General features: G+C 37.7%; 19 protein-coding genes. 11 read left to right on the top strand and 8 right to left on the bottom strand.

Features of this window, described 5'->3' with window-relative positions; genetic code table 11:
* Nucleotides 1–187: 187 nt before the first annotated feature.
* The 4 genes from HME9304_RS06625 to purN form a co-directional block, all read right to left on the bottom strand.
* Nucleotides 188–2,086, bottom strand: a complete 1,899-nt coding sequence (locus tag HME9304_RS06625; RefSeq protein ID WP_112377834.1) for an amidophosphoribosyltransferase — start codon at nt 2,084–2,086, stop codon at nt 188–190.
* Between the two features lie 46 nt (nt 2,087–2,132).
* Nucleotides 2,133–3,059, bottom strand: coding sequence for a PfkB family carbohydrate kinase (locus HME9304_RS06620; protein ID WP_112377833.1), 927 nt, complete (start codon nt 3,057–3,059; stop codon nt 2,133–2,135).
* 95 nt (nt 3,060–3,154) lie between these two features.
* Entirely contained in the window at nt 3,155–3,790 is a 636-nt protein-coding gene (locus HME9304_RS06615) for a ribonuclease H1 domain-containing protein (protein ID WP_112377832.1), read from the bottom strand.
* Between the two features lies 1 nt (nt 3,791).
* Nucleotides 3,792–4,355 (bottom strand): phosphoribosylglycinamide formyltransferase, encoded by a 564-nt coding sequence (purN, locus tag HME9304_RS06610; RefSeq protein ID WP_112377831.1) that lies wholly within the window; start codon nt 4,353–4,355, stop codon nt 3,792–3,794.
* Between the two features lie 157 nt (nt 4,356–4,512).
* Between purN and HME9304_RS06605 the strand changes: the two genes are divergently transcribed.
* The 5 genes from HME9304_RS06605 (at nt 4,513) to pyk (ending at nt 8,854) form a co-directional block, all read left to right on the top strand.
* Nucleotides 4,513–4,746 carry an acyl carrier protein gene (locus tag HME9304_RS06605; protein ID WP_112377830.1) on the top strand — a complete coding sequence of 78 codons (234 nt, stop codon included), beginning with the start codon at nt 4,513–4,515 and terminating at the stop codon, nt 4,744–4,746.
* Between the two features lie 100 nt (nt 4,747–4,846).
* On the top strand, nt 4,847–6,097 hold the full coding sequence (fabF, locus tag HME9304_RS06600) for a beta-ketoacyl-ACP synthase II (protein WP_112377829.1): 1,251 nt from the start codon (nt 4,847–4,849) through the stop codon (nt 6,095–6,097).
* Between the two features lie 10 nt (nt 6,098–6,107).
* On the top strand, nt 6,108–6,845 hold the full coding sequence (gene rnc / locus HME9304_RS06595) for a ribonuclease III (RefSeq protein WP_112379752.1): 738 nt from the start codon (nt 6,108–6,110) through the stop codon (nt 6,843–6,845).
* A 102-nt stretch (nt 6,846–6,947) separates the two neighbouring features.
* The gene (locus HME9304_RS06590; protein ID WP_112377828.1) at nt 6,948–7,409 is read left to right on the top strand and encodes an IPExxxVDY family protein; all 462 of its coding nucleotides are present in this window, start codon (nt 6,948–6,950) and stop codon (nt 7,407–7,409) included.
* A gap of 2 nt (nt 7,410–7,411) precedes the next feature.
* Nucleotides 7,412–8,854 carry a pyruvate kinase gene (pyk, locus tag HME9304_RS06585; protein WP_112377827.1) on the top strand — a complete coding sequence of 481 codons (1,443 nt, stop codon included), beginning with the start codon at nt 7,412–7,414 and terminating at the stop codon, nt 8,852–8,854.
* A 16-nt stretch (nt 8,855–8,870) separates the two neighbouring features.
* On the opposite strand, the gene HME9304_RS06580 is transcribed toward pyk, so the two are convergent.
* Nucleotides 8,871–9,392, bottom strand: coding sequence for a PAS domain-containing protein (locus tag HME9304_RS06580; RefSeq protein ID WP_112377826.1), 522 nt, complete (start codon nt 9,390–9,392; stop codon nt 8,871–8,873).
* 174 nt (nt 9,393–9,566) lie between these two features.
* On the opposite strand from HME9304_RS06580, the gene HME9304_RS06575 reads away from it, so the two are divergent.
* The 4 genes from HME9304_RS06575 to HME9304_RS06565 all read left to right on the top strand — a co-directional run bounded on the left by HME9304_RS06575 (nt 9,567) and on the right by HME9304_RS06565 (nt 11,677).
* Nucleotides 9,567–10,415 carry a helix-turn-helix domain-containing protein gene (locus HME9304_RS06575; RefSeq protein ID WP_112377825.1) on the top strand — a complete coding sequence of 283 codons (849 nt, stop codon included), beginning with the start codon at nt 9,567–9,569 and terminating at the stop codon, nt 10,413–10,415.
* A gap of 90 nt (nt 10,416–10,505) precedes the next feature.
* The gene (locus tag HME9304_RS16915) at nt 10,506–10,664 is read left to right on the top strand and encodes a hypothetical protein (protein WP_164674780.1); all 159 of its coding nucleotides are present in this window, start codon (nt 10,506–10,508) and stop codon (nt 10,662–10,664) included.
* 36 nt (nt 10,665–10,700) lie between these two features.
* A complete protein-coding gene (locus tag HME9304_RS06570; RefSeq protein WP_112377824.1) occupies nt 10,701–11,249 on the top strand; it encodes a carboxymuconolactone decarboxylase family protein in 549 nt (182 codons plus the stop codon).
* A gap of 38 nt (nt 11,250–11,287) precedes the next feature.
* Nucleotides 11,288–11,677: a cupredoxin domain-containing protein gene (locus HME9304_RS06565; RefSeq protein WP_112377823.1), complete on the top strand. Its 390-nt coding sequence runs from the start codon at nt 11,288–11,290 to the stop codon at nt 11,675–11,677.
* A gap of 55 nt (nt 11,678–11,732) precedes the next feature.
* On the opposite strand, the gene HME9304_RS06560 is transcribed toward HME9304_RS06565, so the two are convergent.
* On the bottom strand, nt 11,733–12,347 hold the full coding sequence (locus HME9304_RS06560) for a TetR/AcrR family transcriptional regulator (protein WP_239023407.1): 615 nt from the start codon (nt 12,345–12,347) through the stop codon (nt 11,733–11,735).
* A 154-nt stretch (nt 12,348–12,501) separates the two neighbouring features.
* Between HME9304_RS06560 and HME9304_RS06555 the strand changes: the two genes are divergently transcribed.
* Nucleotides 12,502–12,957, top strand: coding sequence for a COG2426 family protein (locus tag HME9304_RS06555; protein ID WP_112377822.1), 456 nt, complete (start codon nt 12,502–12,504; stop codon nt 12,955–12,957).
* 11 nt (nt 12,958–12,968) lie between these two features.
* Here HME9304_RS06555 and dinB read toward each other — a convergent pair whose 3' ends face one another.
* A complete protein-coding gene (dinB, locus tag HME9304_RS06550) occupies nt 12,969–14,075 on the bottom strand; it encodes a DNA polymerase IV (RefSeq protein ID WP_112377821.1) in 1,107 nt (368 codons plus the stop codon).
* Nucleotides 14,076–14,102: 27 nt separating this feature from the next.
* On the opposite strand from dinB, the gene HME9304_RS06545 reads away from it, so the two are divergent.
* Nucleotides 14,103–14,576, top strand: coding sequence for a CYTH domain-containing protein (locus HME9304_RS06545; RefSeq protein ID WP_112377820.1), 474 nt, complete (start codon nt 14,103–14,105; stop codon nt 14,574–14,576).
* 133 nt (nt 14,577–14,709) lie between these two features.
* Here the strand turns inward: HME9304_RS06545 and HME9304_RS06540 are convergent, their stop codons facing one another.
* The gene (locus HME9304_RS06540; protein WP_112377819.1) at nt 14,710–16,365 is read right to left on the bottom strand and encodes a SulP family inorganic anion transporter; all 1,656 of its coding nucleotides are present in this window, start codon (nt 16,363–16,365) and stop codon (nt 14,710–14,712) included.
* Between the last annotated feature and the right edge of the window lie 182 nt (nt 16,366–16,547).

Genomic DNA, 16,547 nt, shown 5'->3' with positions numbered 1-16,547 from the left:
CTATGTAAAATAAAAAAGGTGGAATAGCTTCCACCTTTTTTGCCCCAAATCTTACCATGAACTTAACCTACTTATGCTATGGCGACACTAAAATAGGTTTGACTTTTGGCCAGTGTATAAAAAGACGCCAATCTACTCGTTTCATCGACGAAATGCACACTTGGATTTCTATCTTAAAATAAGTCTGCTAATAAGCCCTTTGGTTCTTCCCTTCATAAAAATTGATAAAGGCCCTATTGACTACCTTATTTCCACCAGGTGTTGGATAATTTCCCGTAAAATACCAATCGCCTAAATTTTTTGGACAAGCACTGTGCAGGTTCTCTATGTTCTGGTAAATGATATCCACTTCCGCATTTATATCTTCTGGACTCAATATCTCAGCTATTTTTTTTGAAATTTGCTCAGATGAGAAAGGTGCGTAGAATTCTTTTACGTAGTTCACTACATTTTCATCATTTGAGTCCAATTGTTTTAAGCACTTTTCATAAATCTCCTTTATTTGATACGTGGTTCCATGGTCTTCATGAAGCGCTTGAGTCGCTTTAAAAGCTACAAAATCCTCTAACTTGGCCATATCGATACCATAACAGTCGGGATATCTAATTTGTGGAGCAGAAGAGACCACAACTATCTTTTTTGGAGATAATCTATCAAGAATTTTTAAAATACTTTTTTTAAGTGTTGTCCCTCTTACTATACTATCATCTATTATGACCAAATTGTCGTTTTCATTAACAGAGCCATAGGAAATATCATAAACATGGGTCACTAGGTCGTCCCTATTGCTGTCCTGCGTAATGAATGTTCTTAATTTAGCATCTTTTATGGCGACTTTTTCAATACGAGGTCTTACGTCTAAGATTTCATGAAGCTCTTCGCCTGTAATATTTGAGCCCAGAGCTAAAATTTGTTCTTCCTTTCTTTTGTTGAGGTAATTCTGTGCCTCCTTTACCATTCCAAAAAAAGAGGTTTCCGCAGTATTGGGTATATAGGAAAACACGGTATTAACCAAATCTTCATTAATTGATTTTAAGATTTGGGGAAATACCAGTTTACCCAACATTTTTCGTTCTTGATAAATCTCTTTGTCACTGCCCCTTGAGAAATAGATACGCTCAAAAGAACACGCTTTCCTTTCAGTAGGCTCCAAAATTTCTTTTAGCTGAACACTTCCGCTCTTCTTAATGATTATGGCATGTCCCGGGTCTAATTCCTTAATTTCATCATACTTTACATTGAACACGGTCTGAATCACAGGTCTTTCAGAAGCAACAGCAACAATCTCATCATCTTTATAATAATAGCTAGGGCGTATTCCTGCAGGGTCTCTTACCACAAAGGCATCGCCGTGACCCAATAAGCCTGCCATGGCATAACCACCGTCCCAGTTCTTTGAAGCTTTGGTCAATATTTTGGCAACGTTCAATCGTTCCGCAATCAATGGGGATGCCTCTCTTTTGTTATGTCCTTCCTTTTTGATTTGTTTATACAGTTTGGCTACCGCATCGTCCAAAAAATGACCTATCTTTTCCATCACGGTTACCGTATCTGCCATTTCTTTGGGGTGCTGTCCAAGAGTAACAAGATTCCCAAAAAGTTCATCAACATTGGTCATGTTAAAGTTTCCCGCAACAATAAGGTTACGGTGCATCCAATTGTTCTGTCTTAAAAATGGATGAACGCTCTCTATACTGTTTTTTCCAAAAGTTCCATAGCGAACGTGGCCCATCAAAAGTTCTCCTACATAAGGGATATTCTTTTTTTGGAGCGCCACATCATTATGATATTCGGGATTTTGGGCAAGGGCATTATTGATTCGCTGATTGATTTGGTCAAAAATATCCTGAATGGGCTGTTGTTGTGCGGAACGTATTCTGCTCATATAGCGCTCTCCTGGTTCCATATCTAATTTGATACTCGCAAAACCGGCACCATCCTGCCCTCGGTTGTGCTGTTTCTCCATCATCAGGTACATCTTGTTTACACCATAAAAAGCTGTGCCGTACTTTTCTTTGTAGTATTCCAATGGTTTAAGTAAACGGATCAATGATATTCCGCACTCGTGCTTAATGGGATCACTCATAACAAACCAAAATAAAAAAAGCCCCGAATATTTTCAGGGCGTGCATTTATGTTAACTCAATGTTGAATTGCGTTAAGTCCTTAAACTGTAACAAACGGTCATCAACCTCATCCTTTTGAAGTTTTATCAATCTCTCGGTTCCAAATTTTTCCACACAGAACGATGCTAGATTGGAACCGTGTATAATTGCATTCTTCAAACTTTCAAAAGAAATGTTTTTTGTTTCTGCCAGATAACCTGAAAATCCACCGGCAAACGTATCTCCTGCTCCTGTTGGGTCAAAAACCTCCTCTAAGGGCAGTGCCGGGGCAAAGAAAATATGTTCCTTGTTAAATAAAAGGGCTCCGTGCTCTCCTTTTTTTACAACAACATATTTAGGGCCCATATCCTGTATTTTAGCAGCTGCTTTAACCAATGAATATTCACCTGTTAACTGTCGTGCCTCTTCGTCATTTATAGTTATGACATCAATTTTTTCGATTACCTGCATCAATTCAGGTAATGTATTGTCCATCCAAAAATTCATCGTATCCAGAATGATGAGTTTTGGTCGTAATTTCATCTGATTTATTACACCTATCTGAATATTTGGATGGAGGTTGCCGAGCATGAGCACATCGGCATCTTTAAAAGCTTCCGGAACGATCGGGTTGAAATCGGCCATGGTATTCAGCTCGGTAATCAAGGTATCCCTTGAATTTAAATCGTTATGGTACTTTCCTTTCCAATAAAAAGTTTTGCCTCCCTTTACAATCTCTATTCCAGAAATATCAATATTATGATCAGTAAAAACATCCAGATATTCTTGCGGAAAATCCTCGCCCACCACCGAAACCACTGAACAATCCACATTAAATTGAGATGCTGCCAAACCTATAAAAGTTCCTGCGCCACCCAATATTTTATCGCTTTTGCCAAAAGGTGTTTCGATATCATCAAAAGCAACGCTTCCAACAACCAATAATTTGCCCATTTCTAAAATTTGGTGCAAATATACGCTTTAGCAATACTATTTATGACAGCTATTAGGTATTTAAGTAAAAGAAGTCCAGTTAAATATTATATAAATTATTTTCTACCAAAATCAGCGGGGATTTCACCCCACGCTTTGGTTTCCCATTTGACAATGGGCGTATTGTATGAATTTTGCTCTAACCATTTCTCGGCACGATCAATGAGTTCAAAAAGAGATTTGTTCTTGGAATTCTTTTTTAATTTGGTCCTACATTTTTTCTTTCTTACCCAACTCATGGCGATTCTGGAATCTGAATAAAGTATGCGGGAACTTTTATTGTTTTTTAGAAATGCCAAACCATGGACCAATGCTAGAAACTCACCAATATTATTTGTTCCTTGTGGGAATGGGCCTTGCTTAAAAAGTAGTTTTTTTGTTTTCGTATCTACACCTTGGTATTCCATTCTGCCCGGATTTCCGCTAGATGCCGCGTCAACTGAAATAGAATTGTAGTCGGGTTCTCCAATTTTTAATAGTTCTTCTGGGGATAATTCTTTTTTCCCTTTGGATTTCCCCTTATAATCCAAATAGTTGCCGTTGAAGGCTTTTTTAGCTGCCGCAAAATCTTGAAATGATTTGTACTGCGCTCCTTTAAAACCTTCTATCTGTGCTTTGCAATCAGCCCAAGTTTCATAAATACCTTCTCGTTTACCTTTCCAGACTACATAAAACTTCTTTTTATTTGCCATTCTACTTTAGCAATTTTTCAATGATCAGGGGAAAGTGTTCGTATTCTAGACGATGTACTTTTTCAGCTATTGCATTGGCATCATCTGATTCGCAAATAGTGGTGCTCGCTTGAAAAATAATACCTCCTTCATCATAATTCTCATTTACGTAGTGTATGGTGATACCTGTTTCAGAATCTGAATTGCGCTTTACGGCTTCATGAACATTAGCCCCGTACATACCTTTTCCACCATATTTTGGCAATAACGCAGGATGGATATTGATGATTTGATCCGGGAATTCCTTAATCAGAAAAGCGGGTATTTTCCATAAGAACCCTGCCAATATTATCAAATTAGGGTTAAGGCCTTTCAGCAGGCCAATAAAAATTTCAGGATTGGAAAATGCCGCTTTATTGAAGAAAAAGGCTGGAACTTTGAGGCGTTCACAGCGCTCCAAAACTTTGGCACTTTTTTTATTGGTCAAAACGGCAGCTACTTTTACAGTATCATTTTTTTCAAAAAAAGAAATGATATTTTCTGCATTGGAGCCACTTCCAGAGGCCAAGATGACAATCTTCTTCATTACGGATTTCACTAAATAGAGCGAGTCTTATAGTAGGCTAAAGTAGTCCACAAGAATATAAGATGCATATTTTAAGGCACAATTTATCGACAAATGGTGTATTTAATCCAAAGTTTTATATTTTTGCCACGATTAAATTTTAAAAACCGATATAATTATGTCAGACATTGCATCAAGAGTAAAGGCTATCATCGTTGATAAACTAGGTGTAGATGAGAATGAAGTTGTTCCAGAAGCTAGCTTTACCAATGATTTAGGAGCGGATTCCTTGGACACTGTTGAACTTATCATGGAATTTGAGAAGGAATTTGATATTCAAATCCCGGACGATCAGGCAGAAAACATCGCAACTGTTGGTCAAGCAATAACCTATATAGAAGAAGCGAAGTAATTTTATGATATCTTACTAAAGATTCTAAATTATCCATGCGATGGTGATCGCATGGATAATTTTTTTTTAATTTAGGTCCTAAAGCATAAAAAATAGTTCAATGCAGTTAAAGCGAGTAGTAGTTACCGGAATGGGTGCTCTTACACCCATAGGCAACAATTTGGAGGCTTATTGGGAAGGACTGAAGAACGGCAAGAGCGGCTGCGCGCCGATTACGTATTTTGATACGGAAAAGTTCAAGACTAAATTCGCCTGTGAACTTAAAGGATATGACCCCCAAGATTTTTTCGATAGAAAAGAAGCAAGAAAACTGGATAGGTTTGCACAGTATGCCCTGGTCTCATCGGACGAGGCTATTGCAGATTCTGGAATAGACCTTGACAAAATCGATAAATTTAGGGTAGGGGTTATCTGGGGCGCTGGAATAGGCGGACTTGAAACTTTTCAGAATGAAGTGATAGGCTATGCCAATGGGGATGGTACACCACGTTTCAATCCATTTTTCATCCCAAAAATGATTGCTGATATCGCTCCTGGAAATATTTCCATCAAGCATGGATTTATGGGACCGAACTATACCACGGTATCTGCATGTGCATCATCAGCCAATGCAATGATAGACGCCCTTAATTATATTAGATTGGGCCATTGTGACGTAATTGTTTCGGGAGGTAGCGAGGCAGCTGTGACCATTGCGGGAATGGGCGGTTTTAATGCTATGCATGCACTTTCAACCCGTAATGATAGTCCTGAATCTGCATCAAGACCTTTTGACGCAACTAGGGATGGCTTTGTACTCGGAGAAGGTGCTGGAGCACTTATTCTTGAAGAATACGAACATGCCAAAGCAAGGGGAGCAAAAATATATGCAGAGGTAATAGGCGGCGGAATGTCCAGTGATGCTTACCATATGACGGCACCGCACCCAGATGGAATTGGAGTAGTACGGGTAATGGAAAACTGTCTAAGAGATGCGGGTATCAGCATTGAAGAAGTGGACACCATAAATACGCATGGAACATCTACACCCCTCGGTGATGTTGCCGAGCTAAAAGCGATATCCAAAGTATTTGGGTCGCATGCACCCAACATCAACATCAATTCAACCAAATCAATGACAGGGCATTTATTGGGGGCCGCAGGAGCAATTGAAGCTATTGCGTCCATTTTGGCCATGGAAAATAATATGGTTCCGCCTACAATAAATCATAGTACTGTGGATGAAAATATTGATTCTTCCTTGAATCTTACCTTAAACAAGGCACAAAAAAGGGATGTTAAAGTTGCCATGAGCAATACTTTTGGTTTTGGCGGGCATAACGCATGTGTTCTCTTCAAAAAGATTGGGTAGTTCTTCAATAATGAAATTAACCTCAAAAATATTCAATTCCCCTCCTTATAAGGCTGGGGATTTTTTTTTGGGGATGAAAAAAATATTGGGTTTTAAGCCAAAAAATCTGAAAATTTATAAAAAAGCTTTTTTACACCGTTCCGTCAATAAAAGAGACTCAGATGGGAATCCTATGAACTACGAGCGTTTAGAGTTTTTGGGGGACTCCATGTTGGGAACTATTATATCTAAACATCTGTACAAGGAAGTTCCCGAGGGAGATGAGGGCTACCTTACAAAAATGCGCTCAAAAATTGTAAGCAGAAAACACTTGAACGAGTTGGGGAAAGACTTGAAACTTCTACACTATGTGGAGAGTAGAATTCCCAAATCGCATTTTGGGGAAAATATACATGGAAACGTATTTGAAGCTCTAGTGGGGGCGATATATTTGGATAGAGGTTACCGTTATTGCGAAAAATTTATTAACGAAAAGGTAATAGACCCCTATGTGGATATTGAGCAGCTTGAGGGTAAAGTCATAAGCTATAAGAGTTTGGTAATAGAATGGTGCCAGAAGCAGAAAAAAACATTTAACTATGATGTTTACGAGGATACGGGCAAGGATGAATTAAAACATTTTGCCGTCAAGCTCAGTATTGGAGGGCGAACAATGGCCAAGGCCAGGGCTACCTCTAAAAAGAAAGCAGAAGAGAAAGCTTCCAAAAGGGCATATTTTGCACTTCAGAGCAAAATTGAAAATCAATAACTTTAAATAAATGTAAACTCTAACGTTTTCGTAACGCTTTGTACTGTTTTCAACTAGGCTGGCACACCTATTAAGACTATATTTACGTTTCGTGTCAACGCCATGTCAACAACGCATAGAATATCAGCGGATTTTTACGATGACAATTTTCAGCTCATCGCCATACATAGTGGACTGGAAGATTTCGCTTTGGCATACGCCATAAACTTTAATTGCTGTTTACATCTAAAGAGGGTTGAAAAGGATTTACAATTCGCCCAAGATCTTTCGTTTTCTGTTTTTGATTGGGAAGACAAAATCAATGATAGGTATTGGACCTTAATATCCAACAATTGTGCTGTTGAAGTGGCGGTCTCATCCATAGGTCTTTTTGGTAACGACACTTCTTTTAGGAAAAATTATTTGATTAAAGAAAAGAAAGAGGTTGATTATTTTTTGAAAATTGATGGAGAAAAGAAATCTTTGGTAGAAGATGTCAAATCAATCAATAAAATTCCCAAAGTAGTAACAGCCTATCCTATGGCGGCACAAGACTTAAAATCAAAAAGAAACTTAATCTTTTAACCATGCCAACTAGAAAGAAAACTAAAATTGTAGCAACCCTTGGCCCAGCGACCAGTAAGAAAGAGGTTCTCAAAAAAATGATGAAAGCCGGTGTTGATGTTTTCAGGATAAATTTTTCCCATGCCTCATATGACGATGTTTCCGAGCGTATTCAAATGATACGAGACCTAAACGAAGAGTTGGGAATAAACACATCTATTCTTGCAGATTTACAAGGGCCAAAACTCAGGGTGGGCGTTATGGGCGGAGAAGCAGTTGTGGCCCCGGGCGATGAAATTACTTTTGTTACTGGAGAACCTTTTGAAGGCAGTGCCAAAAGGGTTTATATGAATTACCAGAGCTTCCCGCAAGATGTTAAAGCTGGGGAGCGTATATTACTGGATGACGGAAAGTTGATATTTGAAGTGAAGTCCACCAATGGCAAGGATGAAGTCAAAGCAGTTGTTGTTCAAGGAGGACCATTAAAATCAAAAAAAGGGGTAAACCTTCCCAACACTGCAATTTCATTACCCGCCCTAACAGAAAAAGATATAAAGGATGCCATATTCGCTATCAGTTTAGATGTGGATTGGATGGCACTTTCCTTTGTACGCCATAGTCAAGACCTTCTAGATTTACAGAACCTTATTAATAAACATTCTGAGCATAAGATTCCCATTATTGCAAAAATTGAAAAGCCAGAAGCCGTAGATAATATAGATAAAATTGTAGCCTATTGTGATGGCCTTATGGTCGCCAGGGGAGATTTGGGAGTGGAAGTTCCTGCACATGAGGTGCCGCTTATTCAGAAAAAGCTGGTGCTTCGTGCCAAGAAAGCTAGGATTCCCGTAATCATTGCTACCCAAATGATGGAGACTATGATTACGAGTCTTACTCCTACCAGAGCAGAAGTGAACGATGTTGCAAACTCGGTTATGGACGGTGCTGATGCGGTAATGCTTTCTGGCGAAACCTCTGTTGGAAATTACCCTGTGCAGGTAATCGAAAAAATGTCGAGTATTTTGGTCAGTGTGGAAGGTTCCAGTTTGATCAATGTACCGCAAACACCACCACATATTCGCACTAAACGTTACATTACCAAGTCCGTTTGTTACCATGCCGCTACCATGGCCAACGAAATACAAGCAAAAGCTATCTCAACATTGACAAATAGTGGGTATACTGCGTTTCAAATATCTGCATGGAGACCTAGCGCGCACATTCTCGTATTTACTTCAAACAAAAGAATTTTAACACAATTAAATCTTTTATGGGGAGTGAAGGCCTTTTATTACGACAAGTATGTCTCTACCGATGAAACTATTGAGGATGTGAACCAAATAGCATGTAAAAAAGGATTTTTGGAAGTTGGGGATATGCTGGTCAGTCTTGCTGCAATGCCTATAAAAGAAAAGGGTATGGTAAATACTTTGCGTGTTACCGAAATAGAAACATGCAATTTTTAAATAGATTCAGTAAGTACTAGGCAACCTCTTTTTCGTAAGCGATGAAATTTACCATTTTTCCAGAAATATCAAATACTGGAGAACCTTTTATCCAACATTTGTAGAGCGTACCATCCTTTCTGTAATTGGTCAATGTTACTTCAAATGGTTTTCTGCCCTTAATTGCTTTTGAAATTTCTTTTGAAGTCTCTTTGCAGGTTGCTTCGCCTTGAAAGATTTTAGGCTTTTTTCCTAATATTTCACTTGGCGTGTAGCCATTCATTTTAAATATGTTCTGTGTGGCATATACAATGTTCAAATTGGTGTCCGTGACCACTACCACACGTTCCTTGTCCAATATCTCGTTGCGGAAAGTAATATTGTTCTGCCATTTTTCTTTCTTGGCCAAATCGCTCAATTTTTTGGCATCTTGTAAGTTGGAGCACACATTGCTAAAATGTTGTGCATATATATCCAATGAGGTTATTGGATAACTGTTTATTTCTTTATCGCGATAAAAGTTGTTTACCGCTTCATCATAGAATTTTGTCTTTTCCATACCCCAATACTATAAAAACTTTAAAGGGCAATAAAATCTAGGGATAACATTAACATTATTGTTTAATAAATAGTACAAAAGGTGTTTTAAAACAGCTGTAAGAATAAACAAAAAGTTTGGACTAATAATGGAGAAAGCTGAACTTTAGCACAAGAAATCAAAGGATTACGATTTATGAAGTACGAATACAAGAACCCAAAAACGGGTGCGATTCTAGGAGTGACAGATGATATTAAAAACGATAGCGAACGTTTTACTTCAACCTTAAATACCATTAAATTTTTATGGAACAGGAATTCCGAACCACTTAAAATAGTTGTGGACAATATGGAATTTGAATTGTTGCCGAACCAAATAGTAACCGTTACCTATCTTCAAAACATATCTTTTGCCAAAACCAAATTACCGTTGTCTTCCATTCTCTTTAATAGGGAATTTTATTGTATTGCCGATCATGATAAAGAGGTTTCATGCAACGGAATCCTTTTTTTTGGAACTCAGGATCTGCCAATAATTTCTATTGCAGAAAATCAGTTGAAAAAATTTAATATGTGGTACGACGTTTTGGTCGATGAGTTTACCACGCCAGACAATATTCAAGGTGACATGCTACAGATGCTTTTAAAACGTTTGATAATCATGAGTACCCGTTTGGCAAAAGAACAGCTTATTGTAAAAACTTTGGGTAATGATCAAATAGATACCATCCGGAAATTTAATTTTTTGGTAGACATTCACTATAAAACCAAACGCAAGGTTAGTGATTACGCCGAAATGCTTTTCAAATCTCCCAAAACACTGTCCAACCTCTTTTCAATTTACAACCAGAAGTCACCACAGCAAATAATTTTGGAGCGCTTGACTTTGGAGGCCAAACGATTGATTCACTTTACTGATAAACAAAATCAGGAAATCGCTTTTGACCTAGGATTCAATGACCCTGCCCATTTTAGTCGTTTTTTCAAGAAAATGACACAAATGACCCCTTCGGAATATCGAGAAAACCTATCGATTAAGGCCTAAGGGAAATATAGACAAGTCGTCGGGAAATTGCTGCTAACCCTCCTCTTCCTTTTAACTACATCTTTGCCATGTAATTAAAAAGAAAGAAAAATGAAAGCATTAGAAAAATCCGTATTCAATCTTATTGAGATTTTTGCAAGTACCAAAAAACAGTTGGCACAACCTGCAATACCTGCAGATCATTGTGAGCAGAAACATCATCATGATTTCTATTGTGATGCTGAAAAACCATTCATAAATAATTCTTAATACATATAATAATCCATAATAATACTATTTAAAATTATGAGCACATTCAACGTACCCAAAAGAGAAGAAGTCAGTAGTAACAATCAAGCTTTTTTTGATAATCTGGAAAAAGCTGTAGGCTTTGTACCCAATCTTTTTGCAACTTATGCACATTCAGAAAATGCACTGGGCAATTATTTAAGCCTTTCCAATGCAAAGACATCTTTGAAAGCAAAGGAGAAGGAGGTGGTAAACCTTGCCGTAAGTGAAGTCAACAACTGTATTTACTGTCTGTCTGCGCATACTGCCATAGGTAAAATGAACGGTTTTACCGATGACCAAATCTTGGAATTGAGAGCGGGAAGAGCATCTTTTGATGATAAATTGGATGCATTGGCACGCTTATCAAGAAATATTACCGAAAAAAGGGGAGCAACCGACCAAAACATATTGGATAATTTTTTTGAAGCAGGTTGGACCAAAGAGAACTTGATAGATACCATTGTTCTGGTAGGGGACAAAACCATCTCAAACTATCTTCACAGAACAACCCAAGTGCCTGTAGACTTTCCTATAGCAAAATCTTTAGAGGCTGTAGAAGCATAATTATAACCAATAAACAATAACAGTTAAAAATAAAAAGAATGAAAAAAGCAATAACAATTTTAATGTTGGTCGTAGGAACTGTATTTTCTGTAAATGCACAGCATAAAATGATGAAGGGTGATATCAAAACAATTTCTTTGGAACAGACCCCGGGAGAATTCACACAAAAGCAACTTACCGTACCACAAGGGACCTATATTTTTGATATAGCGAACAATGGGGTGGGACACGATGTAGGGTTTGTATTGGTAAAAAAGGGAGGGGATATCAGTAAACCTGAAAATCATATTCAAACCGCTTATGTAACCCAAGCAGTTAAAACAGGAACTTCGCAGACATCAAAACCCACAAAATTGGAAAAAGGGGAATATGTATATTTTTGCCCCTTAAATCCCACAGCAACGGATAATACGTTAATTGTTAAATAATCTTAGATAAAAAAGATATAGGCACCCTTTCGAAAAACGAAAGGGTGCTTTTGTCTCAAACCAACTCCATTCGTTCAAAAATTGAAGGCGCAATATTTTTGGAAAGAAAAATTGGCCAATCGTTTTTAAAAAGATGACTCTCTGTAATGGCACTTTCGTACAAAAGATAAAGTCCGCCAGAAATCTTTTCTTTCTCCGCTTTAGAAACATTCACAACATTATTAACAACTATTTCACCTAGGTATGACAAAAACTCTTTTTTTTGTTTTTGGATGGCCGCAAAAATCCTTTCTTGGTTTGGTGATAGCTCACCTAGAGTTTTAAGTGCCCAACAGCCATTGAAATCACCATCTCGGTACATGTCAGTTAAAAAATCAAAAATTGCCAGTAATTGTTCTTTACCATTCTTTCGTTCAGGCACGTAGATTTTGAACGATGTCAAGAAGGCATCGTGTCGTTGTTGTAAATAGGCTAAACAAATATCTTCTTTAGAATTGAAATGACTATAAAGTGTTGCTTTTGCTATACCACATTTGGCAATTATTTCGTTGACACCTGTCGCATTATAACCATTACTATAAAATAATTTACTGGCCGTTTTGATGATTTTTTCTCCAATGGCAGAATTTTTCATGGAATAAAAATAAGAAAAGACCGGTCTGTCTGCCATATTTATGATTAAATATTCTTCTCCACTCTAATAAAATCCCCTTGCTACCTACTTTTAGGTATAATTATGGATATAAAAAATTTAAAATTATTTAGCGTTTTTTGGGAGTTTCATATTCCATTTCATGAGTAATTTTGCAAATTAAAAATATGCCGTGTTAATGGACTTGTTGACTGCTATGCTTTGGAGTTTATCACCTTTTGGGGAATCCAAGGTGGGCATACCTTATGGAATCATGAAAGGGCTCAACAGCTATGTTGTTCTTATCACTTGTTTTTTGGCAAATCTTTTGGTATTTCCTTTAATGATGTTCTTTCTTGAGAACATCAACAGGTATTTGATAAAATGGCGCTTTTATAAAAAATCGGCTGTTTATGTTGCAAAAAGAGCAAAGACAGGTTCTGCCGGAAAAATTCAAAAGTTTGGATTTTTTGGTCTTGTCCTTTTTGTTATGATTCCTTTGCCAGGTACGGGGGTATATGCAGGAAGTATTGCGTCTTATCTTCTTAAAATTGAAAAAAGAAAAGCATTCTTGGCCAATGCGATTGGTATCTTGATTTCTTCTTTGCTCATTTGGGCGATTACCGTATTTTCAATAGAGGTAGTATAAAATTTCCACAACTAAAAATCAAACTTGAGTTGAACGGATAAGGATTCCTTGACAGGCAACTCCTTTTTCTTCTTTTTTTCTGTATTGAGGTTCGCCAGCGAAATACCCAATAAACGAACAGAGTTTTCTAACGTGGACTGATACAATAATTCTTTGGCCGTTTCAAGAATCAGGGCTTTATTGGCTACATAGTAAGGGAGTGTTTTACTTCGGGTTTGAAGGGTAAAGTCGCTATATTTAATTTTTAAGGTAACTGTTTTGCCGGCAATCTTCGATTTTTGGAGTCTTCTTTCAAGTTCAGCGGCAATATTTTCCAAACGTTCCAACATAAATATTTCGCTGCTCAAATTTTCGCTAAAAGTTCTTTCCGCACCAACCGATTTTGGAATACGATGGGGTTTCACTTCGCTGTTATGTATTCCCCTGACGACGTGGTAGTAGTATTTTCCACTTTTTCCGAAATTTTTATCCAAAAATTCCAAGGATCTTTGTTTTAAATCCATTCCCGTAAATATTCCCAGCTTGTACATTTTTTCTGCGGTTACTTTTCCAACACCATAAAATTTTCTGATATCCAAATCCTCTAAAAATTGGATTACCTCTTCAGGATTTACCGTTTTTTGTCCGTTGGGCTTGTTATAGTCACTGGCAACTTTTGCAATGAATTTATTTATGGAGATTCCAGCGGAGGCGGTCAGGCCTGTTTTTTCTAAAATTTTATTACGAATTTCACTTGCGATAAGTGTTGCAGAAGGGTTACCTTTTTTATTTTGTGTTACATCAAGATAGGCTTCATCCAAAGAAAGGGGCTCTACCAAATCAGTATATTCAAAAAATACGCTCCGTACTTGTTGTGAAATCTCTTTGTATCGTTCAAAGCGAGGCTTTACAAAAATCAAATCAGGACAGTTGCGCTTGGCTATATAGCCGCTCATAGCACTTCGTATACCAAACTTTCTTGCTTCGTAGCTTGCCGCGGACACAACACCCCGCTTGGAACCTCCGCCCACGGCAACAGGTTTTCCTCTTAAATCGGGATTGTCATGTTGTTCTACAGATGCATAAAAGGCATCCATATCCACATGAATGATTTTTCGTAAAGGAAAATCAAAGTCCATACTCAAATTTAGGCTATATTTAGTTTGATGGAACACTTGGAAATTGAACGTAAATTTTTAGTGAAATCGACAGCATTCAAGAATGGGGCAATATCAGAGACCAGAATTGTCCAAGGATTTTTAAATACCGATCCAAAACGTACCGTTCGTGTTAGAATTAAGGGAGACAAAGGCTACTTGACCGTTAAGGGCGAGAGCAATCAATCGGGCACGACCAGATTTGAATGGGAGACAGCGATAAGACATGCTGAAGCTACAAATTTAATAGACCTCTGCGAGGATACTATCTTAGAAAAAATTAGGTTCGAAGTACCTTTCGAAGGACACATTTTTGAAGTAGATCAATTTTTGGGAGATAACAAAGGTTTGGTAATCGCTGAGGTAGAATTGCAACACGAAGATGAAATATTCTCCAAGCCGGAGTGGTTGGGGACTGAAGTAACAGGAGATATTAAATATTACAATTCCCAACTCAGTAAAAATCCTTACAAAAGCTGGTAAGCTTTGCCCAAAGAATTTGCTTTTTAGTTCTTACTTTGAAAATTTTATATAGCAATTATATTATCAAAAAAAATTACGTCGCATGATTTTTATTGGTAAGAATTTCAAAAAAATCTATTCTAAATAAATTGCATTATTGCTTCAATTCATTGGCGATCCAATCAAAACTTTCTTCAATATTTGTAAAAACTTGCTCTTCGGGAATCAGATCGGGAATGATTCCGACCGAGGTCAGAATATCCTTTGGTTGATCTTGCAGCCCTGTAATAACCACCTTCATTCCTTTCAGGGTCAAATCTAAAACAGCATTTTCCAAAGCGTAGACACCTGATTGATCTACATGTGGAACCCTGTCCATTCTTAGGACCAAAATTTTTATATCATCGCCAACGGTTTTGACCTGTTCTTGAAAGTGTGAGGTAAATCCAAAGAACAAGGGACCATACAAATGCTTAATAAAGATTTTGTCCCTGAATTTTTCATAGAAATCAGTCTCGTCTTCCCAAGGTTTTTCTCCATCAAAACCGGCTAGTGTCCCAATTTGCATACCTTTTTCACCAATATCACTAGCTCTTTTCATAAATAATAAAGCTGCTAGGGTCACTCCAATGCCAACAGCCTGAATTAAACTGCCAAAAGTGGTCCATAGTAATACGATAATGAGGACAGCGGCATCTGCCTTTGGTATTACCCTCAAATGTTTTAAACCTTTTTTGTCTATTATTTTAAACCCAATAGGAATTAAAATACCGGCCAATACAGCTAATGGAATATATGCGGCTAGAGAACTCAAACCCAATAGAACTGTTAGTAGAAACGCCCCGTGCAAAGCCCCGGATAATCTGGTACGGCCACCATTGTTAATATTGACAACAGTACCCTTCGTTGCACCTGCACCAGGTATTCCACCAATGAGAGCCGCGACCATATTTCCTATACCTTGACCGATCAATTCACGGTTACTATTATGTTTGGTTTTGGTCATGTTATCCGCAATTACCGATGTCAATAAAGAGTCTATAGACCCCAACACGGCCAATACCATCCCATATTCCAATACCATAAAATAGGCACTACTGTCCACACTGAACATACCTTCCAACTGTAACGAAGGCAGACCGGACGGAATTTCTCCGATTACCGGAATATCCCACTTAGTGAAATATGCGAAAATAGAAACTGATATCAATGCAACCAATGCGCTGGGGATAGCCTTTGTTATTTTAGGAAAGATATAATAGATTAAAACCGTTAAACCTCCCAGAACCAAAGCCTGCCAATTGAACTCAGCAAATAGCCTTGGTAGGTCCATAACTACTTTTAATGTAGATTTTGGTGAGCCAAGTCCCACAAAAGGAAAAATTTGAAGAATAATTATGATTAAACCGACCCCGCTCATGAATCCAGAAATCACAGGATAGGGAAAATATTTGATGTATCCTGCAATATTTATCAACCCAAAAACGATTTGTAGAGCTCCTCCAATCAAAAAACTCAGTAGAATTATGCCCATCGCATCTTGTAGGCTTCCCGCTACTTCAATAGCATTGGCCACCAAGGCTGCAGATACGACTGTCATTGGCCCTGTAGGCCCACTTGCTTGGGTGGCCGTACCGCCAAAAAGTGCTGCCAATATACCAACAGCTATTGCACCATAGAGTCCTGCGATGGCCCCAAGTCCTGATTGTACCCCAAATGCGAGAGCTAACGGTAGTGCAACAACTCCTGCCACAAGACCGCCGGTAATATCTCCCTTTAAAAATTTAGTATTATAAATTGATTTTATCATAATGGTAAAGTTGGTTCTTTAAAAATAATAAGTAAAAAGGGTTCTATTAGAGAAATTATTTTCTTTAAACATATACTTTAAAAATACATGTGACATTTATAATTTACTTTCTCAATATAATAAAGATAGTATTACCAACCTTATATAGTCATTGGTAATTAAGAATAGCAAGAAAAGAAGAG

Source organism: Flagellimonas maritima (assembly GCF_003269425.1).
Lineage (GTDB): Bacteria > Bacteroidota > Bacteroidia > Flavobacteriales > Flavobacteriaceae > Flagellimonas > Flagellimonas maritima.
Note: the sequence above shows the minus strand (reverse complement) of the source record. Positions and strands in the feature narration are given on the sequence as shown.